The 25,041-nt window shown below is 36.1% G+C and carries 21 protein-coding genes; 3 read left to right on the top strand and 18 right to left on the bottom strand.

Features of this window, described 5'->3' with window-relative positions; genetic code table 11:
- Position 1 precedes the first annotated feature (1 nt).
- Positions 2-1,951, top strand: coding sequence for an alpha-amylase family glycosyl hydrolase (locus ACY65O_RS15365; protein ID WP_462221743.1), 1,950 nt, complete (start codon positions 2-4; stop codon positions 1,949-1,951).
- A 192-nt stretch (positions 1,952-2,143) separates the two neighbouring features.
- On the opposite strand, the gene ACY65O_RS15360 is transcribed toward ACY65O_RS15365, so the two are convergent.
- From ACY65O_RS15360 to hemA, 15 genes are all read right to left on the bottom strand, one after another.
- Entirely contained in the window at positions 2,144-2,911 is a 768-nt protein-coding gene (locus tag ACY65O_RS15360; RefSeq protein WP_462221742.1) for a DUF2490 domain-containing protein, read from the bottom strand.
- Between the two features lie 108 nt (positions 2,912-3,019).
- Entirely contained in the window at positions 3,020-3,745 is a 726-nt protein-coding gene (locus tag ACY65O_RS15355; protein WP_462221741.1) for a Fe-Mn family superoxide dismutase, read from the bottom strand.
- 12 nt (positions 3,746-3,757) lie between these two features.
- Positions 3,758-6,184, bottom strand: a complete 2,427-nt coding sequence (locus ACY65O_RS15350; RefSeq protein ID WP_462221740.1) for a TonB-dependent receptor — start codon at positions 6,182-6,184, stop codon at positions 3,758-3,760.
- A gap of 174 nt (positions 6,185-6,358) precedes the next feature.
- Positions 6,359-7,537 carry a chromate transporter gene (locus ACY65O_RS15345; RefSeq protein ID WP_462221739.1) on the bottom strand — a complete coding sequence of 393 codons (1,179 nt, stop codon included), beginning with the start codon at positions 7,535-7,537 and terminating at the stop codon, positions 6,359-6,361.
- Positions 7,538-7,711: 174 nt separating this feature from the next.
- Positions 7,712-8,677, bottom strand: a complete 966-nt coding sequence (locus tag ACY65O_RS15340) for a sulfite exporter TauE/SafE family protein (RefSeq protein ID WP_462221738.1) — start codon at positions 8,675-8,677, stop codon at positions 7,712-7,714.
- On the bottom strand, positions 8,670-9,263 hold the full coding sequence (locus ACY65O_RS15335) for a precorrin-2 dehydrogenase/sirohydrochlorin ferrochelatase family protein (RefSeq protein WP_462221737.1): 594 nt from the start codon (positions 9,261-9,263) through the stop codon (positions 8,670-8,672). The genes ACY65O_RS15340 and ACY65O_RS15335 overlap by 8 nt, the downstream gene beginning before the upstream one ends.
- Positions 9,250-9,912: a DUF2490 domain-containing protein gene (locus ACY65O_RS15330; protein ID WP_462221736.1), complete on the bottom strand. Its 663-nt coding sequence runs from the start codon at positions 9,910-9,912 to the stop codon at positions 9,250-9,252. The genes ACY65O_RS15335 and ACY65O_RS15330 overlap by 14 nt, the downstream gene beginning before the upstream one ends.
- Before the next feature lie 147 nt (positions 9,913-10,059).
- A complete protein-coding gene (gene hemL / locus ACY65O_RS15325) occupies positions 10,060-11,346 on the bottom strand; it encodes a glutamate-1-semialdehyde 2,1-aminomutase (protein WP_462221735.1) in 1,287 nt (428 codons plus the stop codon).
- Positions 11,347-11,371: 25 nt separating this feature from the next.
- Entirely contained in the window at positions 11,372-11,737 is a 366-nt protein-coding gene (locus ACY65O_RS15320) for a four helix bundle protein (protein ID WP_462221734.1), read from the bottom strand.
- Between the two features lie 87 nt (positions 11,738-11,824).
- Complete coding sequence (gene hemB, locus ACY65O_RS15315; RefSeq protein WP_462221733.1) at positions 11,825-12,799, bottom strand: porphobilinogen synthase; 975 nt, start codon at positions 12,797-12,799, stop codon at positions 11,825-11,827.
- A gap of 75 nt (positions 12,800-12,874) precedes the next feature.
- Positions 12,875-13,840, bottom strand: a complete 966-nt coding sequence (hemF, locus tag ACY65O_RS15310; protein WP_462221732.1) for an oxygen-dependent coproporphyrinogen oxidase — start codon at positions 13,838-13,840, stop codon at positions 12,875-12,877.
- A 99-nt stretch (positions 13,841-13,939) separates the two neighbouring features.
- The gene (gene hemE / locus ACY65O_RS15305; protein ID WP_462221731.1) at positions 13,940-14,971 is read right to left on the bottom strand and encodes a uroporphyrinogen decarboxylase; all 1,032 of its coding nucleotides are present in this window, start codon (positions 14,969-14,971) and stop codon (positions 13,940-13,942) included.
- Between the two features lie 121 nt (positions 14,972-15,092).
- A complete protein-coding gene (locus tag ACY65O_RS15300) occupies positions 15,093-15,806 on the bottom strand; it encodes a uroporphyrinogen-III synthase (RefSeq protein WP_462221730.1) in 714 nt (237 codons plus the stop codon).
- Positions 15,781-16,755 carry a hydroxymethylbilane synthase gene (gene hemC / locus ACY65O_RS15295; RefSeq protein WP_462221729.1) on the bottom strand — a complete coding sequence of 325 codons (975 nt, stop codon included), beginning with the start codon at positions 16,753-16,755 and terminating at the stop codon, positions 15,781-15,783. The genes ACY65O_RS15300 and hemC overlap by 26 nt, the downstream gene beginning before the upstream one ends.
- 5 nt (positions 16,756-16,760) lie before the next feature.
- Complete coding sequence (gene hemA, locus ACY65O_RS15290) at positions 16,761-18,008, bottom strand: glutamyl-tRNA reductase (protein WP_462221728.1); 1,248 nt, start codon at positions 18,006-18,008, stop codon at positions 16,761-16,763.
- Between the two features lie 242 nt (positions 18,009-18,250).
- Here hemA and hemH point away from each other — a divergent pair, with 242 nt between their 5' ends.
- Positions 18,251-19,300, top strand: coding sequence for a ferrochelatase (hemH, locus tag ACY65O_RS15285; RefSeq protein ID WP_462221727.1), 1,050 nt, complete (start codon positions 18,251-18,253; stop codon positions 19,298-19,300).
- A gap of 207 nt (positions 19,301-19,507) precedes the next feature.
- The gene (locus tag ACY65O_RS15280) at positions 19,508-20,038 is read left to right on the top strand and encodes a CopD family protein (RefSeq protein WP_462221726.1); all 531 of its coding nucleotides are present in this window, start codon (positions 19,508-19,510) and stop codon (positions 20,036-20,038) included.
- Here the strand turns inward: ACY65O_RS15280 and hemN are convergent, their stop codons facing one another.
- From hemN to ACY65O_RS15265, 3 genes are all read right to left on the bottom strand, one after another.
- Positions 20,039-21,406 carry an oxygen-independent coproporphyrinogen III oxidase gene (hemN, locus tag ACY65O_RS15275; protein ID WP_462221725.1) on the bottom strand — a complete coding sequence of 456 codons (1,368 nt, stop codon included), beginning with the start codon at positions 21,404-21,406 and terminating at the stop codon, positions 20,039-20,041.
- Between the two features lie 261 nt (positions 21,407-21,667).
- Positions 21,668-23,368, bottom strand: coding sequence for an NADPH-dependent assimilatory sulfite reductase hemoprotein subunit (locus tag ACY65O_RS15270; protein ID WP_462221724.1), 1,701 nt, complete (start codon positions 23,366-23,368; stop codon positions 21,668-21,670).
- Between the two features lie 320 nt (positions 23,369-23,688).
- Positions 23,689-25,041: diflavin oxidoreductase (locus tag ACY65O_RS15265; protein WP_462221723.1), on the bottom strand; the 1,353-nt coding region annotated here is incomplete at its 5' end.

Below are 25,041 nucleotides of genomic sequence, written 5' to 3'. Positions count from 1 at the left end.
AGTGTACGATTCTCAATTACATAGTCAAATTAACACCGGCCTGCGTAAAATGAAAATAGATGTGGGTAACAGCGATAATTTATTTTACACCCGTTTTGTTGCTAATGCAACTGCTATACAATTTTTGTACAATCAATTATACCAGCATCATCCAGAAAGCGAAATTATTTTTAAGCAGCTGATTGATACTATGGCAAAAGCATATTCGCAAAGGCCGGCAGCATTAAAATTAATTGATGAAGAAAAAGAAAAAAAAGGTAACTGGTTTTTAAGCAATGAAATTACAGGTATGAGTTTATATGTTGACCGTTTTTGCGGCAACCTTAAAACCCTTGGCGAAAAATTAGATTACTTTAAAACACTTGGTGTAAATCTTTTACACCTTATGCCGGTGATGCAAAGCCCTGCAGGCGAAAGTGATGGCGGCTATGCTGTTTCGGATTTTAGAAAAATAGATGAACGCTTTGGTACATTGGATGATCTGAAAGCGGTACAGGAAAAAATGAACGCATCAAAAATGTACCTGATGATGGATATTGTGATGAACCATACCTCACAACAGCATGAGTGGGCACAAAAAGCAAAGCAGGGCGAAAAAAAATACCAGAATTATTTTTACATGTATGATGACAGAACAGTTCCTGATCAGTTTGATAAAAACATGCCGGATATTTTTCCTGAATCGACGCCAGGTAATTTTACTTATGTACCGGAGTGTAATAAATGGGTGATGACGGTTTTTCATAATTACCAATGGGATTTAAATTTTTCCAATCCTTATGTATTTATTGAAATGCTGGATACAATTTTCTTTTTTGCAAATTTTGGCGTAGATGTTTTACGCATAGATGCCCCTGCATTTATATGGAAACAATTGGGTACCAGTTGCCAGAATTTACCATTGGCACATACTGTTTTACAATTGATAAAACAATGTGTGCAGGTGGCAACACCGGGCATGGCTTTATTAGGCGAAGCAATTGTTGCGCCTAAAGAGATCATGAAATATTTTGGTACAGGTTTATACACGGCTAAAGAATGCGACTTCGCCTATAACGCCACACATATGGCATTGCAATGGGATGCATTAGCAACTGGCGATACAAAAGTTATGCTTGCTGCTCAACATGAAATTTTACAAAAACCTTTGGGCACTTCGTGGATTACTTATACCCGTTGCCACGATGATATTGGTTTGGGTTACGATGATGATATGATACGGCATGGCGGATTCAATGCGTATGAGCACCGTAAGTTTATAAAAAATTATTATTCAGGAATGCATGAAGGATCGCCGGCAAGAGGTGCATTGTTTTCTGTAAATCCAAAAACACAGGATGCCCGTATCAGTGGTTCGCTGGCTTCGCTTTGCGGATTGGAAAAAGCAATTGATGAAAAAGATGAAAAGGCTGTTGAGCTTTCTATAAAAAAAATAATGCTGATGCAGGCACATAGTTTTTTTATTGGCGGCATTCCTATGTTATTTTATGGAGATGAAGTGGGTTACACCAACGATTACTCTTATTTAAACGACCCAGCAAAAAGTTACGATAACCGCTGGATGCACCGCCCTGTAATTGACTGGAAGAAAAATGAAAAAATAAATGATAAAGGTACGGTAGAGCAAAAAGTTTTTTCGGCTACACAGCAATTGATTGCTATCCGAAAAAAATTAGAAGTGGTAAGTGATTACAAAAACCTTACCTGGTTGCCGCCGCACAATATCCACATTGCAGGTTACCTGCGTACACATAATGGTAAAAAACTGTATTGCATTTTTAACTTTAGTGCAGCACCGGCTTTCTTAACATGGTTTGCATTTAAACAGCATGGCCCTGTTTCGGCAAAACTATTCGATCACTGGAGCAATAAGCATTACCATGTGGGTAACGACAGCGAATATTTTATTCTTGAACCTTATAGTTTTTATTTATTAGAACCTGAATTATAGTATCAACTTTTAACCGGGGGTGATAACCTGGTTTTTTCATGTGCAGTTAGTTTTGGTAAAAGCCCCTGTTTCTACAGGGGTTTTACATTTGCTGTAACACAATTAAAACAAGCATACATAAAAACAAAATTGTAAGGCTGGGTTTATCGAAAGAGCGGTAACTAAGGCAGATAAGGCAGATTTGTAAAATGATTATTTAATTTTTTTTGTTGCATCAATATTTTGAAAAAAGAATATCCTTGCAGCGTTAATATTTCTGTATTTATTGCCTGCGGCTGTTTGTATAAATATATTTGAATAACCAAACTGTATATTATTTTTTTCGGACAATTGGTATTTTGGTCCAATAAAAAAACGGTTCTGATCAAAATAATTATTTACAATTTGTTTACCAAAGTTGATATGCAGCTCATCATTAACAATAAATGACCAGGCTTTAGGAACTATTCCTTTTTGGCTCAGCGGAATTTCGTACCAGAAATTGTACCGCAGCTTCCAGTTAAAGCTGCGGCCACCGGCCAGGGTAGAATCGTTTAATATTTTACGGCGATAACGTTCTTCTAATCTAAACCACTGCATCATCCTTTTTTTACCGTATTTGGTATGCCATTGCAGTTGCTGCCATGGCCGGTGCTCGGGCTGCGAAATTTTTTTATGTGCAGCTGCTGGAAAATGATTTACATAAGCATAGCCTAAAGTAAATTTGGTTACATCATTAATATAGTATGTTATACCCGCCCTGATGATGCCGGTAGAAAAATTATTTACAAAATTTTCTTTGGTACGTAAATGTACATCTGCCCACATACCCCATTTACTACTAAACCGGGTTTGATTTAAATAACCCAGCCAAATTTGATTAACATTCTCTGTTTGTTTTACCTGTGCACCGGCTGTGGTATAAAACCATGTGCTTAAGCATAACAAAAAAATGATAAAGGGTTTTGAAATTCTTTTCATACGGGCATAAATTTATTACAAATTTCCTGCAAAAATTTATAACAAAATATTATTTTGTAAAATTTATTTATGATATTATAAATTAAAGTGCCGCCGTAAAGATTACAACTACCGGGTAATTTTTAGTGCAGTTTCCAATCGCTGTGCAGCATTATCCCAGTTTATGATGTTGAATAAGGCATCAACAAAATCGGTACGTTTGTTTTTGTATTTTAAATAGTACGCATGTTCCCAAACATCAATAACTAATAAGGGAATGGCACCCCATTGCGTTAGCTTTTCGTGATTTTCGCATTGTAAAACAATTAGGCTGTCGCTGTAAGGTTGGTACGCTAAAATGCCCCAGCCATTGCCATCTACATTTTTTGAAGTGGCTGCAATTAAAGTTTTTAATTTTTCAAAACTGCCAAAGTTTTTTTCTATACGTTTTAATAATTCACCTTTGGGATTATTTTTTTTGTTAGTCAAATTTGTCCAGAAAATAGAATGCAATACATGGGAGGAAAAATGGTAAGATAATTTTTTTGTCCAGAAGTCAACCGTTTCTAAATTATTTTCGTCCATTGCTTTTTTAATCACCTGCAAATCTTTATTGGCACCTTTTACTGCGCCGCCATGATGAAAAGTGTAATGCAGGTGCATGGTTTCTGCATCCATATAAGGCTCTAAAAAATTTTCGTTGTAAGGTAATGGCTGAAGGATATAATTGCCATTAGCATCCACCAGTTTATCAATATCGTTATTGGTTAAATTATTTGCAAAGGAATTAGTAGTGCCTGTTAAAGTTGCGGCGCCAACTAATGCGCCAGCCTTTAAAAAGTTTTTCCTGTTCATAAAATAAAAATTTTAATAATCAGTTGAAAATTTATTTTCTAATAATTTTTCTTTGAAAGCAGATTTAAAGAACCAGGCAAATGTAATAATGAAAGCCCTTGTATCCGCTTTGCTGTTACGGTAATTTGAAAATGCAGCCGTATTGTTTATATAGCCGCTTTTAAAGGTATTGAAAATATCAGTAACAGTTAAACCCAGTCTGGCATTTCCTTTACCTAATTTTTGCTGAAAACCAATATCGGCAAAATATTGTGCTATTCTTTTTCCCTGTGGAGTGGCAAGTGCGGAATTATAATTACCCATAACCTGTAATTTGCTATTGGGCCAGGGCATAAAATTATTTATGATTTTAGCATACCACCCAAAGGCGCTTTGCACAGCATCGGTTGATACATTACTGCCATTTAACTGTTGCTGAAACAAAGAGAGGCTGGCATTACAATCGTAAAACTTAGCGGCCTTTACGCTGATAACATTTTCAACACCATAAGTTACGGCGCTGCCAATATTTACAGGGTAAGTAAGATTGATGCCATTGGATTGCGACAGCACATATTGCCTGATGGTGTTAACAGCATAACGAAAAAAAATATTAGATGAAAAAGAAGTGTTACTCCATTCTTTATTATAACCCAATTCTACTGCATGAATAATTTCGGGTTTTAAATTGGGGTTGCCGCTGTGTGGATTTAAAGAATCGGTAATATCTGTAAATGGATTGAGCTGGCCTAAACCGGGGCGGTTAATTCTTTTGCCATAGCTAAGTTTAAAATATTCTTCTGCTTTAGTATAATAAACAAGGCTTGCATTGGGAAATAATTTAAGATATTGATTACTGAATTTTGTACTGTTGTTTTGTGTATTGCCCTTATTAAAAACCTGCTCTGCCCTTATACCAAAATCATATTTCCAATTTTGTTTTTCCGGTGAGCCAATGCTTGAATTGTATGTTGCATACAAGGCATGTACCTGCTCGTTAAAATTAAAAATATTACTGGCTGCAGTATTAATAACATGCATGTTGTTTAATAAATCTGCTGTTTCATAATCTGCATTAATATGCCTGAAAATACTTTTATAACCCGTTTCTAATTGTGCTTTTTTAGATACAGGAAATGAATAATCTAATTTTGCAGTAGATATATTTCCCTTTTCGTAATTATGCGTTTTTTCAAACCATGGATTGCCGGTACCCACATCATATTTATCTAACGATTGTGAAGTGATAGTTGTATTCTCCTTACCATTTTCAATTGAAGAAGTGATATTGCCGGTTAATGATTTTCTTTCAGTATTAAATTTTTTGCTGTAATCAAAAGCAAATTCTGCCACTTTTCCCCGTGCCAGTTCCAGCGAATGGCGATTGGTATTTACATTTAAATTGTTGTTCTGTTTATAAATAGCAGTATTTAAACTTTCATTATTATCCTGCCCTTCTAAATTTCCTAACGCTTCAAATGAAAAACTGTTTTTTGCATTGGGAGAAAAATCGATATTGAATTTCAAGTTTTGTAATTGCTCCAGTCTCTTATCTTTTCGGTTTTGATTTAATAAATAAGTATCAGGTAAATAAAAATTAGTTCGGCTTCCATTAATATTTCTTGTTCTTCCTGCAAAGCGGTTATCGTAAGCCAGGCCGAGGTTTACTTTTTTTGTTTTATTATTTATCAAAATAGAACTGTTAATTCTACCTCTGCTGCCCAGCCCTGCACCCAATGCTAATGCGCCATTAGTTCCATTCTGTTTATTTTTTTTTAGTTTGATATTGATAACACCGCTTTCGGCATTGGCATCGTATTTAGCAGTGGGGTTATTAATAATTTCTATACTCTCTATACTGCTTGCGGGTATTTGATCGGGGTTGCTTAAATTAGAATTTCTGCCATTAATTAATATCAATGGCGATTTTCCTCTTAATGTAATCGCACCTTCTGCATCTACCGATACTGTGGGTGTATTTTTTAGTAAATCTGTAGCGGTGCCACCGGCAGCGGTAATAGTTGCTGCTGCATTTACAATAAAACCCTGCGGTGTTTTTTCAATTAATTTTTTTTGAGAAGATACGGTTACTGCCTGCAAAAAATTTGCATCTTTAACTAATGTATGGTCTTCTATTTTTATTATGGGTGCAGCTTCCGTTAATGATAATTTTTGTGCAGCAGTTTTATATCCGATTAAACTGAATTTTAGAAGGTAATCGTTTAAGGTTACTTTGTCAAATGAAAATGCACCTGTGGTGTCGGTGGTAGTAAAATAAATTATTTTTCCGGTATCGGTTATTGCAGATAGCGTAACAGTAACAAATTCAAGTGGTGTAATTTTATCGAGTACTGTACCTGAAATTTTGCCGGTATTTTGTGCATACAGGCATTGCCCGATAAAACAAAACAGCAATAATAAAAAGAGTTTAAATGAAAACTTACGTGGCTTTACCGACATAATTATTTTTTAAGAATTCAATAAATAAACCGAATAGATTTATAAGATATAGTATTAGACGCTATTGTTCTGATAAACTGTTGCTGTTGACCTAATTTTTTTTGTCATGCGGTTTTAAACTAAGTCTGGTGGGTATCTCAGGATTTACCAGCAGTAAAAATAGTTTTGTAATTATCAAAACATCTTTAATAAAATCCCTAACACCGCAGCAACTGCAATTATATAAGGCTCCTGAATTTTCTTTGCGTAAAGTAACACTGCTATTGTACAAACCGCAATGGCTACTGCCACAAAATTGATGGAGTTATTATGTATGAGCGTTCTTTGTGCAATAATTATAACCGCACCCACCAAAGCGCCAACAACTGCAGCAGTAATACCATCAACAAATGCTTTTACCGGTTTATTTTTTGCAATTTTATTAAAGTAAGGCGCAGGAATAATAGTAAATAAATAACAGGGTAAAAAAGTTGCCAGCGCTGCTACACATGCGCCGGGAAAGCCAGCCACGAGATAACCAATAAAGCCAACTGTAATAACTACCGGCCCCGGAGTTATCATGGCTACAGCAACAGCATCTAAAAATTGTTGCTCGGTAAGCCAATGATTTTCTACCACAACGCCGCTGTGTAAAAATGGTACAATGGCCAGGCCGCTGCCAAAAACAAATGCACCTGCTTTTGTAAAGAAGATGGCAATTTTTTGCAGTGTGGAATATTGGAAATCCCAAAAGCCTATTTGCAGTAAAACAAAAGTGTTAGCTAATTTATTACCCGTAATCTTTGGCGGTGCTTTTACAAACATGTATAGTGCGCCTGCTGCAATAAATACTAAAACATTTTCCTGCTCTGTTATAAAAGTTACTGTTGCGGCGGCTATAAAAAATAACCAAAGCAGCCAGTTTGTTTTAAAAGATTGCCAATTAAATTTGCCAATAGATTTTACTGTTAGTTTATAAGAACTGATTACAATAATACCAATCACTGCTGCACCAACGCCATAAAAAACTGCATTCATCCACGGTAAGCCGCCAAATAATTTATAGGCAATACCTAATAATACCACCATTATAAAAGAGGGTAGTATAAAAGCAATGCCTGTAAGTGTTGCGCCAATAATACGGTAATGCACATAGCCCAAATAAATACTCAATTGTGCAGCAAGCGGGCCGGGTGCTAATTGTGCCAATGTCAGGCCCTGTTTATACTCATCTTCTGAGATCCATGTTTTATTTTCCACCAAATCTTTATGCATGTAACCTACCAATGCAACAGGGCCGCCAAAACCTGTACTGCCTAATTTTAAAAAATATTTTATTAAGGCTGATAAAGAATAAGATGGTGTTGGTTCCATGATTTTATTTTTAAATCGCTTCAATCTACGCTTAGATAAAAGTTGAATAAAGATTTACGGTTGAAGAGTGTGTCGCCTTAGGCCACACCAATGATGTTGAACAATGATTTATGGCTTACCTCCCAAAAAATTAAACCATAGCCTCCTCCATTTCCCCCTTTAAGGGATAGGGACTTACAAAAAGATTGCCCTGTAAATAGTAATAAGGCTGCAAAAAATTACTACAATACCTACTGCCACAAACATTTTTTTTACGGGCAGTTTAGAAGTAAGCATGGCAGAAAAAGGTGCAGTAATAATACCACCGATTAAAAGACCTGCAACAATATTCCAGTGATGAATGCCAATGGTAAAAATAAATGTAATGGCACTGGCAACGGTGAGAATACATTTTGCAAAAGTAGAACTGCCAATTACATAACGTGGCGTGTGGCCATTTTTTATAAAAGTGCCTGTTACTAACGGCCCCCAGCCACCGCCGCCAAAACTATCTATAAAACCACCGGTTAAACCTAAGGCAAAAATATTGGTAGTTTTCTTTTTTGGAACGTTATCTTTTTGGGTAAATGCATTTTGCAAAATTTTTATACCCAGGTACATGGAATAAATGGCAATAAATGGTTTGGTAATTTTTGCATAGCGCTCGCCAACGTAAGTTAATAATAAGGCGCCGATAATAGCACCTAGTATTGCCGGCAGGGCTAAAGCCCGGGCTAATTTTTTATTAATATTTCCCAATTGCCAGTGGCTGATGCTGCCGGCTGCACTGGTGAACGATTCGGCAGAGTGAATGCTGGCGCTTATTACAGGCGGCGGCACATTTAATATTAATAATATAGTAGTACAAATTACGCCATAGCCCATACCCATAGAGCCGGCGACAATTTCAGCAAAAAAACCTACTAACAGCATCCAGTAAAAAAGGTAATTATCTTTATGCAATTCGGCTTGCAATTGAGTTAGCTGTGCGGCAGATAAAAAAAGATACGTGAATAAAGCAATGAGTGCAACAATAGTTATAGCCACCATATATTTATTAAATACTTTTCTTCTGGAAGAAGTAAACTCCTGTTCTGTTGCCACCACATCCTGCGAATGGGTTATCTCTTCAATAGTTTCTTCCTTAATTTGATCAGTCATTGCTGTTATTTTCTGTAAGTTTTTTTGTTAACTCATTAAGCTGTTTTACTTTTTCTGTAAAGTCGCCACTCAATTTATTGCGTACATGCTGCATGTTATTTAACAGGTCATCTATTTCATCAGGGAAAGTTTCGTTAAATACTTCTTTTATTCTTTTTGCAATAGTGGGTGATTTTCCATTGGTGCTGATAGCAATTTTTAGATTTCCTTTTTTTACCACTGAACTTAAATAGAAATCGCACAGCTCTGGTTTATCAGCAGCATTAACTAATATTTTTTTGCTTTTAGCATCTGTTACAATTTGTTGGCTGATAGCAGTTTCATTAATGGCAGCAATAATAATATCGTTATCAGCTAAATCACTTATGTGGTAGGGTTTTTCTTTTAAAATAATATTGGGATGTTGTTTTGCAATTTCTTTAATGACATCACTTATTTGTATGGCAACAAGAGTAATTTTAGTTGCAGGAGAGTTGCTGATAACAGCGTCTAATTTTTCCATGCCTACATACCCACCGCCAACAATAAGTACCGATAAATTTTCTAACTTAAGAAAAATGGGAAATAAATTATTACTGCTTTGCATGCAATGAAATTGTTTTTAAAAATGATAGTGTTAATATATGTTGAGATGAATGTGCAGGCCAGCGCAACCACATATAGCCTGCCTGCAATTGTGAAGTCTTATTAAAGTAATAAATGCCATTTAGTATAAACCTGTTCTGGTCAAACGACCATTTGTTGTTTGTATGTTGCTGCATATATTCATCTGCTGCAAGTAAACCCCATTTTTCAGAAAATTTTTGCAACAACTGTGGTTTTATCCTGTAACGGAATGCATGAAATGATGCTTTGGTACTGGTTGCAGAAAAAGAACGTTCTTCTGTTCTTATCCTTACCTGCGTTTGTAATTTATTTGTAAGCGCTGTTTTATAATTTACTTCCTGCCAGTAACGAAATTCTTTTGCAAATTCATTATTTTGTTTTGAAAAATTGGTTCGTGTATAAGCAATTGCGGCGCCAACTGCTGCACTCCAATTTTTGGTAAAATTGTACCGCAGGCCAATGCGGTGCAGGTGCTGCAAGACTGTTACTGAATTGCCCAATGTTCTGTAATTAAAATCGGCGGGTATTTGCCATTTGTTATTTAATTGCAGCGGCAATTGTACATTAGCCCAAATGCCGGTAGATGGCCTTTGGGCTAATGCTTTAAAAGAAATTAGTACTGCTGCCATAAAAATTATGCTCCTGTTTGCTGCCATAAAATAACACCCTGTAATATGCTTAAAATAAAAAACAGGAAGTCAAAAATACTAATTTCCTACCAATTTAGTAGACTAATTAAAAAAATATTTTTTTATCCTTATTTTATACTGTAAAAATCAGTTTATTTCTCCTAAACTTTCTTTTGTTTTACTGATGGTTTCATCCAGATCGGCATAGGTGAGGGCATTATTGAGGAACCAGCTTTCAAATGCAGATGGCGGTAAATAGACCCCTCTTTTCAGCATGGCATGAAAATATTTTTTGAATAAATCATTATTAGCGGAAGCTGCCGTTGCAAAATCAGTAACTGCATGATCGCTGAAATGAATACTGAGCATGGAACCAAACTGGTTGATAACATAAGGTTGCCCCCAAGATTTTAACACATTATCCAAACCATTTTTTAAATAAATTGTTTTTTCTTCCAGCTCTGTATAAATAGATGGATTATTTTTTAATTCGGTAAGCATCGTAAATCCTGCAATCATCGCAATAGGATTGCCACTTAATGTGCCGGCCTGGTATACATTACCCAGTGGTGCAATGTGCTGCATAATTTCTTTTTTACCACCAAAAGCACCTACCGGCATGCCGCCGCCAATTACTTTTCCATAAGTAACTAAATCTGCTTTGATGTTTAATTTTTCCTGTGCACCACCGGCAGCCAGTCTAAAACCTGTCATCACTTCATCAAAAATAAAAACGATATTTTCTTCATCACAAATTTTTCTTAAGCCTTCTAAAAAACCTTCTGCTGGTAAAATGCAACCCATGTTACCTGCAACAGGTTCTACAATTATTGCAGCAATTTCATTTTTATTTTTAGTTACTAATTCTTTTACTGCATCTAAATTATTGAATGCCGCTGTTAAAGTATCATTGGCTACACCAGCCGTAATACCCGGCACCGTTTGAATATTTAATGTTGCCATACCACTGCCTGCTTTTACTAAAAATGAATCTGCATGACCATGATAGTGCCCTTCAAATTTTATTATTTTATTTTTTCCGGTATATCCTCTTGCCAAACGAATGGCACTCATGCAGGCTTCGGTGCCGCTGCTTACCATTCTTATCAAATCTACATTCGGCACCATACCGATGATAAGTTCGGCCATTTCAGTTTCCAATTGTGTGGGTGCACCAAACGATGTGGAGCCCAATGCTTTTTCCTGTATGGCTTTTACCACAGGTTCGTATGCATGACCTAATATCATTGGCCCCCACGATGCGATGTAGTCAATGTACTTATTATTATCTACGTCAAATAAGTAAGCGCCTTTTGCGCTATGCATAAATATTGGTGTGCCACCTACACTTTTAAATGCCCTAACGGGAGAGTTTACACCTCCGGGGATAGATTGTTGCGCTCTTGCGAATAATTCTTCACTTTTTTTATACATGATGTGAATGGTGAATTGTGAATGGTCAATTTTGCGGTTTGTAATTTATGAGGCCACTTAATATTTTAAAAGACTTTATCATGGCTTCGCCTAATTTAGTTAAATCATAATCAGCAAGATAGTTTAGTTCATGTGCAATATCAATTGCTGCGTCAATTTCTATTATAGAACCTCTTGAAATTTCATAATATCTTTTTCTTTCAACTTCTGATCTTCTTGAAGCACCTTCTGCAATATTTAAATGAACAGATAACGCAGCTCTTCTGATTTGTGAGATCATTCCAAATTTTTCGTCAGCTGGTAATATTTTAGTTAATTTATAACATTCTAAAACAAAAAGTTTTGAAAAGCTATAAACATCAAGTTTTTGGTGATTTAAAGTAAGGAACATAAAAATAATTTAAAGTGATTGAATTATTAAACTTACAAATAAATAATAATCCATCGCATTAATTATTCACCATTCACCATTCACCATTCACCCCAATAATCTCACCGCATCCTTAGCAAAATACGTTGCAATCAAATCTGCTCCTGCTCTTTTTATTGATGTTAAGGTTTCTAAAATTGCTTTGTCTTCATCTATCCAACCCATTTTTGAAGCGGCTTTTATCATGGCATATTCGCCGCTGATATTGTATACACTCACAGGAACGTTTACTGCATTTTTTACTTCTCTTACAATATCTAAATAAGGCAGGCCGGGTTTTACCATTACAATATCGGCACCTTCTTCAATATCCATCAACGCTTCTTTCACGGCTTCTATGCGGTTGCCGTAATCCATCTGGTAAGTTTTTTTATCACCAAAACCAGGGGCACTGTCTAATGCATCACGAAAAGGTCCGTAAAAACAAGAAGCATATTTTGCACTGTATGCCATGATGCCTGTATTGGTAAAATTATTTTCTTCCAATGCTTTTCTAATGGCACCAATGCGGCCATCCATCATATCGCTGGGAGCAACAAAATCGGCGCCAGCCTGCGCATGGCTTACACTCATTTTTGCTAAAACTTCAACTGTTGCATCATTTACAATCTGCCCGTTCTCTACAATACCATCATGCCCATAGGAAGAAAACGGATCCAGTGCCACATCCGTCATTACCACCATTTCGGGCACGGCATCTTTAATGGCTTTGATACTTCTTTGCATTAAACCATCCGGGTTTAATGCTTCTGTTCCTTTGTTATCTTTTAATTCGTCTTTTGATTTTACAAAAAGTAAAACTGATTTTAAACCCATGCTCCATAATTCTTTTACTTCTTTTACTGTATTATCTAAACTAAGCCGGTAATAGTTAGGCATGGAAGCAATTTCTAATTTTATATTTTCTCCTTCCGTAATAAAAAGAGGAACTATAAAATCGTTTGGGGTTAAAATTGTTTCACAAACTAAACTTCTGATAGCCGGCGACTGTCGCAAAATCCTGTTTCTTCTTTGTAAAAACATAAAATTTATTTTAGTATTTATTTCAGTCAACCGGCGACAGGGCTGTAAGCCGCTGTCGGGGTTAAATAACTTTTTTTAACAAGAATTAGAACGTTTAGCCCACGCATTTTTTTCATCTTCCGTAATCTCGTTAATCCAATCTCTTGGATGCAAACAGGCTTCCTGTATTTTATATTCTTCACTACCAAACTTGGGTTGATAATTATATTCAAATCTCACTGTTGGCGGTAAGCTCATTAAAATACTTTCTGTACGGCCATTTGTTTTTAAACCGAATAAAGTACCGCGGTCGTGTACCAAATTAAATTCTACATAACGGCCCCTTCTTATTTCCTGCCAGTATTTATTTTCGGCAGTGTATGCTGTTGCTTTTCTTTTTTCAACAATGGGAACGTATGCTTCTATAAATGCATCACCGCAGGTTTTACCAAAGTTCATCCAAAAATGTACATCTTTAGTTTCATCAGGCCGCTGGTAATCGTAAAAAATTCCGCCAATGCCACGGCGTTCTTCATTGCGGTGCCAGTTTACAAAATAATTGTCGCAGTTTTTTTTAAATACTGGATAGAACGTTGCATCAAATGCATCGCAGGTATTTTTATAAGTTTGATGAAAATGTTTAGCGTCTTCTTCCATTAAATAATAAGGAGTTAAGTCAGTGCCGCCACCAAACCAGCGATCCATCACTTCATTATTTTCGTTGTACAATTCAAACATCCTGTAATTGCAATGCACAGTTGGTACAAATGGATTTACAGGATGCAACACAATACTTAAACCGCAGGCAAACCATTTTGCACCATCAATTTTTAATTGGGTTTTCATCGCTTCCGTTACCTCACCAAAAACTATTGAAGTATTAACGCCAGCTTTTTCAAAAACATTTCCTTTAGTTATCACTCTTGTTTTGCCGCCACCACCCTCAGGCCGTTCCCATTTATCTTCTACAAATGTTGCTTTGCCATCACATAATTCTAAAGCGTTGCAAATTTTATTTTGCATGTTGTGAATAATCTCAATCCAAAGTTCTTTTGTATCCATATTGTCAATGGTGAATTGTGAATGGTCAATTTTAAATTGTGAATAGTAATTGTCTATTGCAATAATGAATATGGTTATTCACTATTCGCCATTGACCATTCACCCTTCACTTTTGTATTCCTTCACTGCATCCACAAATGCTTTGGCATGATCAACCGGAACATTGGGTGTAATGCCATGCCCCAAATTAGCTACATAATTTTGAATGCCAAATGCATCGATCATTTCCTTTACAGCTTTCTTAATTTCAGGAATGGGCGCTAATAATTTTGCAGGATCAAAATTGCCCTGCAAGGTAATTCTATTGCCGGTTAATTCTCTTGCTAACTGCGGCGCCACACACCAATCAATACCAATGCCAGCTGCACTGCTTTCACTCAACTCTTTTAATGCATACCAGCTCCCCTTTGGAAATAAAATTACTGGTGCATCATCTTTTAATGCATCTGCGATTTGTAATAAATAAGGTTGTGCAAAAATTTTAAAATCTGCCGGACTTAATGAGCCCGACCAGCTATCAAAAACCTGTACCGTATCGGCACCAGCTTTTACCTGTGCTTTTAAATATTGAATAGTGATGGTAGTAATTTTTTGCAGCAGCTGATGAGCCAATGTAGTTTCGGTATAAGCAAACTGTTTTGCTTTGTCCCATGTTTTACTTCCTTTGCCTTCAATCATGTAACATAAAATCGTCCATGGGGCACCTGCAAAACCAATTAATGGCACACGGCCATTCAATTCTTTTTTTGTAAGACTTAATGCATTCATCACATAACTTAAACTTTCTTCGGCACCATCAATTATTAATGCATCAATATCATTTTTTGTTTTAATTGTTTTTGGTAAGGACGGGCCTTTGCCTTCTTCCATCAAAACTTCCAATCCCATGGCCTGCGGAATTACTAAAATATCACTGAAAATGATGGCAGCATCCACACCCACCTGGTCAACAGGTTGCAAAGTAATTTGTGTTGCCAGCTCCGGTGTTTGCACACGGGTAAAAAAATCGTATTTATTTCTCAGCTTAATGTAGTCGGGCAAATATCTACCGGCCTGCCGCATCATCCATACAGGAGGACGTTCAACTTTTTCTTTTCTTAAAGCCCTTAATAATAAATCGTTTTGTAGCATAAATATTTATTTCTGATGTATGATTTAAAATGTCTGATTTCTGATGTTTTATTTCTGATGTAAGATAGATTTTGCAGATGATTGATTTGTATGTCAGACATCATACATCCCATATCAGACATCATGTAAAGTATTCTATCATCTTCTTCACCAGGTTTTCTTTTCCCGGCTCGTCGCTGATGATTATTTTATTGTTAGTGAATTTTTTAATGGCTGTTGCTGTCGTATTACCAATGGCAAACAAAATTGTTTGCGCTGTAACGGTATTTGTTTTAAAAAAACTTTCCACAGCACTGGGACTGAAAAAAAGTATGCCGTGATAAGGTTTGGTTATTTTATGCGGCACTTCAATAGTTTGGTAAACGATAATTTCATTTACTTCAATATTATTTTGCTGCAGTATTTCTGGCAACTCATCCCGGCGCTGATCGCCGCAAAAGAAAATAACTTTATCAATAAAACGGTCTTCCGCAATTAACTCCGCCAGTTCCGCAGCGGAATTTGCTGTGCCTGCAATATTTGCTTCGCCAAAATTTTCGGCAACTAATTTTTTGGTGGTAGTACCCATGCAATAAATATTCCAGTCGGGCTGTTGTTCGTATTGCCACGCTGCTACTGCATCTACCGCATTCATGCTGGTAAATACAACAGTGGCAGATAATAATAACGCCTGTTCAATTTCCTGTTGCACTTCTATAGTTTGTACAGGTTCTGTTTCTATAAAAGAAATTTCATCAATAACAATACCAGCTGCTTTTGCATCCTCAACCAAAAAAGTATTTAGTGGCCTTGTACATAATATGTTGATGTTATTTTGTTCCATTGCGAATGCCATCGGCAATTTTTTGTCCACCGTTTTGTAATAACCAAGTAGCAGCAATTTTTCCTAAATCGTTTGATTCATCAATAAAAACTGTTTTCTCAACAGTAACTTTTTCTTTACCATCAACCGATAAAATGTTGCCTTTAAAAATGAGTTCGTTATCTTTTACTGTGGCCAATGCACTGATAGGCGTAGAACAACCGCCTAATAATTGTCTTAAAAAATCTCTTTCAATTTTTGTACAGATGGCAGTATCTGTGTGATTGAAATTATTGCAAGCTTCCAGGCAAAAATCATCAGCCTCTCTGCAAACCACCATTATAGCGCCTTGCGCCGGTGCCGGTAACATCCAATCCAATTCAATGCTATTTTCCGGACGAAGATTTATTCTTTCTAAACCTGCTGCAGCAAAAATGGCACCCTGCCAATTACTTTCTACAACTTTTTTTAAACGGGTATTTACATTGCCCCTTAAATTTTCTAAAGTATGATTTGGAAAGCGGTTTAACCATTGTGCTTTTCTGCGAATGCTGCTGGTTGCAATAGTGAATGGGGAATGGGGAATGGTGAATAGCGCTTCAAATTTTAAAGGTTCTTCATTGACCATTAACCATTCACCATTCACAAACTCATTATTTTTATACACTAAAAGATCTTTGTAAGATGCTCTTTCTAAAACGGCCGCCTGCACAATGCCTTGTGCCATTTGTGTGGGTACATCTTTCATGGAGTGTACGGCAATATCAATTTTATTATGCAGCAGGGCAATGTCTAAACTCTTTGTAAAAATGCCCTGTACACCCATTTCGTACAATGGTGTTTGCAGATCAATATCGCCTTCACTTTTTATAAAAACTAATTCGGAGGGAAAATTAGTTTGTAATAATAATTGCTGCACTTTGGTGGCCTGCCAAACAGCCAACTGACTTTCTCTTGTTCCAATACGAATAACTTTGCCCATGTGCTTTAATTTGTACCGGTAGCAATAAATTCATTAATGGCAGTAATGTAATTGCAGCCACGCTGATTTTGATTACGCATGTTTACAGCCATACCATTAATTACTTTTTGAATTTTAAGATCGGTAATGGCTGGTGTAACCGGTGGTGTATTTTGTTTGGCAAAGTAACTGATATAAAGTTCGCAGTTGTGCATGGCATACAGTTTATTTTTAACTGCTTTTAATAACGGCACATATTTACGCATTTCGTACCATTCTAAAAATTCAAAAATCTGTTCTTTAATAATGTCTTCTGCTTTCGGTATTTCTGCTTCTCTTTTATGCAGTGTAGCATCTTTAATTTTAGAAAGATCATCCACATTAACCAAAGTAATATTGTTTAAATCCTGTGAAGTTTTTTCAACATTGCAGGGTATAGACAGATCGATAATAATTTTATGGCCTTTATTTAAAAGATGCGATTGTAAAATAACCGGTTCATCTGCATTGGTAGCTACTAAAATAATATCTGCTTCCTCCACCTGGTGGGCAAGATCTTCTACTGACGCAAATTGTAATCCTAATTCGTTAGCCAGTTCTTCCGCTTTACTTTCGGTACGGTTGATGAGGGTGATATTTTTTGTTTGTAAATAATCTACCAAATTTTTACAGGTATTGCGGCCAATTTTTCCGGTACCTATCAATAATATTTTTTTACCTGCAATACTTGTAACTTTTTCTTTTATAAACTGAATAGCGGCAAAAGAAACAGAAACAGTACCGCCACTTAAACCGGTATTGGTTTTAATTAATTTAGAAGATTGTAAAACGGCATTCACCAGCCTGTCTAAATAAACACCAATAAAATTATGCTGGCGGGAGAATTTAACGGCCTGCTTTAACTGACCTACAATTTCGTAATCGCCTAAAATTTGAGAATCTAATCCGGCAGCTACATCAAACAAATGACGGATGGCTTCTTTATCATTTTTTATATAAGCAATTTCATTAAAGATTTCAACCGAACCTTGTGTTTGTGTACATAACAACTTGCACAGGTCAACTATATTTTCGGTAAAACCATAAATTTCGGTACGGTTGCAGGTAGATATTACAAATAATTCGTTCACATTATATAAAGGCGCCAGGGTAAGCAGCTTTGCATATTGCTCGTTACTTATGGCAAACTGCCCACGTAAAGCGGCATCTGTTTTTTTGTAGTTGATACCTGCTACAAAAAAGTTCGATATGTCTGTTTGTTGAAGTGGAGCCATTGAAATAAAACCGTTGAAATTTTGATACCACAAAAATACTTTCACCACAGCGTGTAAACTAATTTCTGTGTCATTACATTGTCATTTTACCAACTGATTGTAATCAATTGAGGTGGTGATCAAAATCATAACGGAACAAATGCGGCAATAGTAGGATGAATTGTACTTTCATCTGCGGTAATTTTAAAAGTAATTGAACTTTTAAAGACCCTAGTGGTTAATTTTGAAAATATTTTTTATTTATGGCAACTAAAAGAGGTATTGTTTTAATGAACCTGGGTTCACCAGATTCTACATCAGTTAAAGATGTAAGGCGCTATTTAAATGAATTTTTAATGGATGGAAAAGTAATTGATGTGCCTTACCTGCTGCGATTTTTATTGGTAAAGGGAATTATTGTGCCCTTTCGTGCGCCAAAATCGGCAGAGGCGTACCGCACCATCTGGACGAATGAAGGATCACCATTAATTGTATTAACCCAACATTTGCAGCAGGAGCTGCAGCAATATGTAGATGAACCTATAGAAATTGCCATGCGTTACGGCAATCCCACGCCGGCAATGGCCTATGATAATTTACTGAAACGTCAACCTGGGCTGGAAGAAGTTTTAGCCATTCCATTATATCCGCATTATGCCATGGCCTCTTACGAAACGGCAGTAGATTTTGCAAAAGAAATTCATTCAAAAAATAAATATCCTTTTAAATTAAATTTTATTAAACCATTTTTTGATGAAGCGGATTATATTAATGCTATGGCAGAAAATATAAAACCTTTTTTAAATGAAGCGTACGATCACATATTGTTCAGCTATCACGGCATACCAGAACGGCACTTAAAAAAAACGGATGATACAAAAAGTCATTGTATGCAGGTAAATGATTGTTGTAATGTTGCTTCGCCGGCACACAGCAAATGTTACCGCCACCAATGTTTTGTTACCACTAAATTGGTAACTGATGCCTTAAATATTCCAAAAGAAAAATTCAGCATTTCTTTTCAATCAAGATTAGGCAAGGGCTGGCTGCAACCTTTTACCGATATTCGTTTGGAACAAATGCCCAAAGAAGGCATAAAAAAATTGTTGGTGCTTTGCCCGGCTTTTGTAAGCGATTGCCTGGAAACTTTAGAAGAAATTGAAGAACGTGGAAAAGAAAGTTTTATGGAAGCTGGCGGCACTTCTTATAAAATGATCCCTTGTTTAAATACAAATACTTTGTGGGTAAATACTTTGGAAAAATGGGTGAAGGAAACGGCCGATGGAAATAAAGAAATGATTTTGAAAAGTTGAATAGTTATATAATCGGGGTTGTTGAAAATGTTTTATTTGTTGCAACCCGCCTTCGACAAGCTCAGGCTGACAGCATTATATTTGTTACATAAATACTCGTAAATTTTAGATACCGATAAAATAATCATCATTATAAATTGATAAAAATATTAAAACAATAAATAACTAAAATCATACATCAGCCATCCAACATCATACATCTCCAAAATGCTCTACAACTACATTAAAGCACTGCACATAATTTTTATCGTTACCTGGTTTAGCGGTATGTTTTATATTGTACGGTTATTTATTTACAACACCGAAGCAGGAGAGAAGGAAGGATTGGAAAAAGAAATTTTGCAAAAGCAATTTTCAATAATGATAAAGAGATTGTGGTTGGGCATCACGTGGCCATCAGCCATACTCACTGTAATTTTTGGTGGATGGATCACTTCAATGTACACTGCAATTCCCCAATGGTTATGGATAAAGCTGGGTTTTGTTGCAGGGTTGTATGCTTATCATTTTACGTTACAAAAAATTTACAGCGACGAAATGAAAGGCATTTTTAAATACACTTCTAATCAATTAAGGGTATGGAATGAAGTAGCTACAATTTTTTTAATTGCGATTATTATGATCGTAACAGTAAAAGATAATATGAGCTGGCTATGGGGAATAATCGGGCTTGCACTTTTTACAATAATATTAATGAGTGCTATTAAAATTTATAAAATCATCCGGACAAAAAAATAATTAAATGGCATTGCTAAACCTGGGTACTGCCGTTTCCTTTTGATTCCGTAACAAGTGCAAATCGAATGCCCGGCAAATATTACGGATAAAACTATTGCCTAACGCTGTTATGGTTACACCTTCCTCGTTCCATTGTAACAATTTATCCGCTTCCAGTTTTTCCAATTCAGCAAAACTGTATTTTCTTAATAAAGCAAGATGTTCTTTTTTAAAATGAGTTTCGCCTTTGCAACTGATGTCTAAAATGTATTGTTTAAAAGCTACATCTTCCTCTGTAAGAAAATAACCACGCCGTAACGGCAATTCATTTTTTTCGATAGCAGCATAATAATCATGCAGTGTTTTTTCGTTTTGTGCGTATGCCACACCTGCATCGCTGATACTGGAAACACCAAGGCCTAATAATAATTTAGTATGTTGTGTGGTGTAGCCCATAAAATTCCGGTGCAGGCTGCCATCTAATTTAGCAATGTATAAATCATCTGTTGCCAGTGCAAAATGATCCATGCCAATATCGTGGTAACCATTTTCTAACAATAATTTTTTACCCAGCTGGTACAGTTTCATTTTATCTTCCGCAGAGGGCAAATCATTTTCATCAAATAATCTTTGGCCACGGCTGGTCCACGGTACATGAGCATAACTGTAAAATGCAATGCGGTCGGGTTGCAGGGCAATTGTTTGTTCAATAGTTTTTTGTAAACTTTTTAATGTTTGCAAAGGCAGGCCATAGATCAAATCGAAGTTTACCGATTTAAAACCAACTGCTCTTGCGGCATCGGTTGCCCGCTGTACATTTTCAACCGGTTGAATACGGTTGATGATTCTTTGCACTTCCGGGTCCGTATCCTGCACACCATAACTCACCCGGCGAAAACCTTCATTGTATAAAGTTTGTAAATGAAAAATGGTAGTATTGTTAGGGTGGCCTTCAATACTAAATTCATGATCGGGATGAATAATTGATTTTTCAAAAATGATATCCAATAACTTTTTTAAATTTTCCGGCGAAAAAAAAGTGGGTGTGCCACCACCTAAATGCAATTCACGTATAACTGGTTTTTCATGCATCAGATCAAGATACAATGCCCACTCTTTTGCAATGGCCTGCAGGTACACTTCTTCCACACTATGATTACCGGTAATTTTTTTATTACAACCGCAGTAAGTACATAACGATTCACAGAAAGGTAAATGCAAATACAAACTGATACCTTCTTTGCTGTTAGCTGCTGTAAACTGCTGCTGAAAAATATTTTTCCATTGTGTCACATCAATGCCTTCGTTCCAGAAAGGAACTGTGGGATAGCTGGTGTACCGTGGTACTGGCACATTGTATTTGTTCAATAAGGAAGTGTCAATAGTCATAGCTGTTGTATAAAGCGTAAAACTATCAGTAAATTAAAGCAGAGCTGATGACGGCAGTCAGCAGTTAAAATGAGTATTATCATAAATAAAAAAGCATCCTGTTTTTGCAGGATGCCTTAAAAAAACAAAAAATGAAGCCTCTTAACTATTGATATCTACGGTAAATCTTTAATAACAGTTTTAAGTAATTTAGTTTTACCAGATCATTTTATTTTCACAAATCCAAATACATATTCACCATTCACTATTCACCATTGCCCTTTACACCCATTCTTTTCTCATAGAAAAATCACCAAATTTTTCACCACTATTTTTTTCTTTTTTATATACAGCAAATAAATTATCGAGTTCAGATAATATCTCCGCTTCTTCTAAATTTTCTTTATAAATTTTATTCAGCCTTTGTCCTTCATTATCTCCACCCAAATGCAAATTGTATTTACCGGGTGCAGTGCCAATAAAACCAATTTCGGCAGCTGCACTTCTGCCGCAACCATTGGGGCAACCCGTCATGCGTAAAATAATATCTTCATTGCTTAATTCATTTTTATACAGCAAAGGTTCAATCTTATCAATCAATTCGGGTAAATAGCGTTGTGCCTCTGCCAATGCTAAAGGGCAGGTAGGTAATGCTACACAGGCAATCGAATTTTTGCGAAGCAGCGATGCATTGTCAGTATGCTCAATCAATTTAAAATCATCTAAAATTTTATTAATGGTTTCTTTGTCTGCTTCCGCAACATCACTAATAATAATATTTTGACTGCTGGTAAATAAAAAATTACATTTATCTTTTTTTGCAATTTCAAGCAAAGCCGTTTTCATCGCCAATTTTTCATCATCGAGTACACGGCCATTTTCTACAAACAATGTATAATACCAAAGTCCTTTATCGCTTTTATGCCAGCCGTAAAAATCTTTTCTCTCGTTAAAAGTATAGGGCCTTGCAGGCTCCAATTTAAATCCAATTCTTTTTTCTACTTCTTCTTTATATTTTTCTACACCTAAATTATCAACAGTATATTTTAACCTTGCCAATTTTCTGTCGCTTCGGTTGCCAAAATCTCTTTGTACGGTTACTACTTCGTAAATAGTTTTTAAAACTTTTTCTTCTGTATCTGCAAAACCAATTACAGTAGCTAACCTTGCATAAGTTTGTGTATTACCATGCGTTGCAGATAAACCGCCACCAATGGCAATATTAAATCCTGATAATTTATTGTTTTCAATAACAGCGATCAATGCCAGGTCGTTTATTAAAACATCCACTTCGTTATTGGGAGGAATGCCAATACCAATTTTAAATTTCCTGGGTAAATATCTATCCTGGTACAACTGATCAACCTCTTCATTTTTATCGGCAATTTTTTCATCATCAATCCATATCTCGTAATAAGCTTTTGTTTTTGGAAAAAGCAAATCACTGATCTTACTGGCATACCCAAAAATTTCTGCATGCAATGGCGATTGCACCGGGTGCGATGCACAGGTTACATTGCGGTTAATATCGCCGCAGGTTGCAATAGAATCTAAATTGGCTTTATTAAATGCACTGATCGTTGGTTTTATTTTTGATTTTACAATACCATGTAATTGTATTGTTTGCCTGGTAGTAATTTTTATTACGCCGGTAGAATTATCATCTGCAATTTCATTAGCCGCAATCCATTTTTTTGCACTGATAAAGCCACCCGGTAGCCGCAAACGAATCATAAAAGAATACAAACGGTCTAATTTTTTTTCGGCACGTTCTTCTCTTCTGTCCCGGTCATCCTGCTGGTACATTCCATGAAATTTTATTACCGCCTGATCGTCTTCACGAATGGCGCCGGTAATTTCATCGGTCAAACTTTCTTTAATAGTGCCACGTAACCCATCACTATTCACTTTTATTTTTTCAATTGCGGATAAATTATTTTTTGCTGCCATTATTTTTTTCTTTTGAGCCGGGCTGAGAAGCATTGTTCAACTTCATTGGCGTCGCACTCTTGTTCATTAAATCTTTATTGAGCTTTAATTATGTTTTACAAAAAGCACTCCCGATCATAATCGGGATTCCTACGGAACGATCTGAAACTTACATCATTTATTCTACCCACCTTAAGCTCCTACGGAGCTAATTTAAAATATCAACTTTTTTTAGTGCGACTTTTTTCCTGACTGGCTGAGTTACTCTTAAGGAAAGACTAACCTATGTTTTAATCTCCGCTAATATCTTCTCCATTTCCTCCCCTTTGGGGGAGATAGAGGGGGCTGGTTCCCCCTTTAGGGGGCGGAGGGGGTTAATACACATCCTTCTCATACCTTCCTTCTTCTTCCAAATGCTCCAAATATTTTTTTGCTTCTTCCGCAGTTTTGTTGCCGTGCTGTTCAATAATTTGTAATAAAGTATTTTCAACATCAATACTCATCGGATGTTTTTTACCACAAACAAAAAATGAAGCACCGCCATTTAACCATTCATACAGTTCAGCGCCATGCTCCCGCATTTTATGCTGTACATAAATTTTTTCTTGCTGATCCCTGCTAAAAGCCAAATTAATTTTATTCAGTACACCGGTTTCAAACCAGTTTTGAATTTCTGTCTGGTATAAAAAATCACTTGCAAAATGTTGTTCACCAAAAAATAACCAGTTTCTTCCTGAGGCACCGGTGGCATCACGTTCTGCTAAAAATGAACGGAAGGCTGCAATACCGGTACCGGGGCCTACCATAATAATATCTTTGTTTTCGGCAGGCAAACGAAAACGTTTATTGGGCTGCACAAAAAATTGCTGACTGCTGTTTAATTTTAATTTGCTCAGGTAATCAGAACACAATCCAAATCTTTTTTTATCATTTATGGAATAAGTATCTTTTACTACTACAATATGCACTTCACCTTCATGAGCAGCGGGTGAAGAGGCAATAGTGTATAACCTCGGAGAAACAGCATTCAGGCTAATTAATATTTCTTCAAACTGTGCAGTATTTTTTACAGGATATTTTTTTACTAACTCCAGTAAATCGGCCCTGCCATCCGGAATAGAATGACCGGTTGCAGCGGCATATTGTTTAACTAATCTTTCAGTTAAGTGAATAATATTTATTTTTCTTTTAAGTAATTCATAAATCGTAAATTTTTCTTTTTTAAACTCCAGGCTTTTGTTGCCATCAACATTTGTTGTTGCAATAATATCAGTAACTACCTGCGAATCATTTTCTGCAATAATACCAATAGAATCACCGCACTGGTATTCCAAACCTTCGGCTTCAATTTCTATATGATAAGTTTCTTTGTTGGAACCTTTATCATTTAAATTAATTGCTGCTAATACTTTACCCGTATAGTTTTGTTTTCCTTTTTTAGCAGCAGGCAAAGCAACTGTAGTTACTGTTGTTGCTTCGCTTTGTTTATTATTTAAATTTTTTAAAACTGTATTGAACCAGTTGGTGGCTTCATCATCATATTCCAGGTCGCATTTTTGCAAAGGCACAAAACGGTTAGCGCCTAATTTATTCAACTGCAGATCTACATCCTCACCAGTTTTGCAAAACAGCGGATAAGAAGTATCACCCAATGCCAGCACACCATATTTTAATTTGTCTAACTTAAATCCGTTATTATGAATATGATCGTAAAATTTTTTTGCAGC

This window comes from Ferruginibacter sp. (assembly GCF_031430955.1).
Classification (GTDB): Bacteria; Bacteroidota; Bacteroidia; order Chitinophagales; family Chitinophagaceae; genus Ferruginibacter.
The sequence above is the reverse complement of the archived record's forward strand: the minus strand, read 5'-3'. Positions and strand labels throughout refer to the sequence as shown.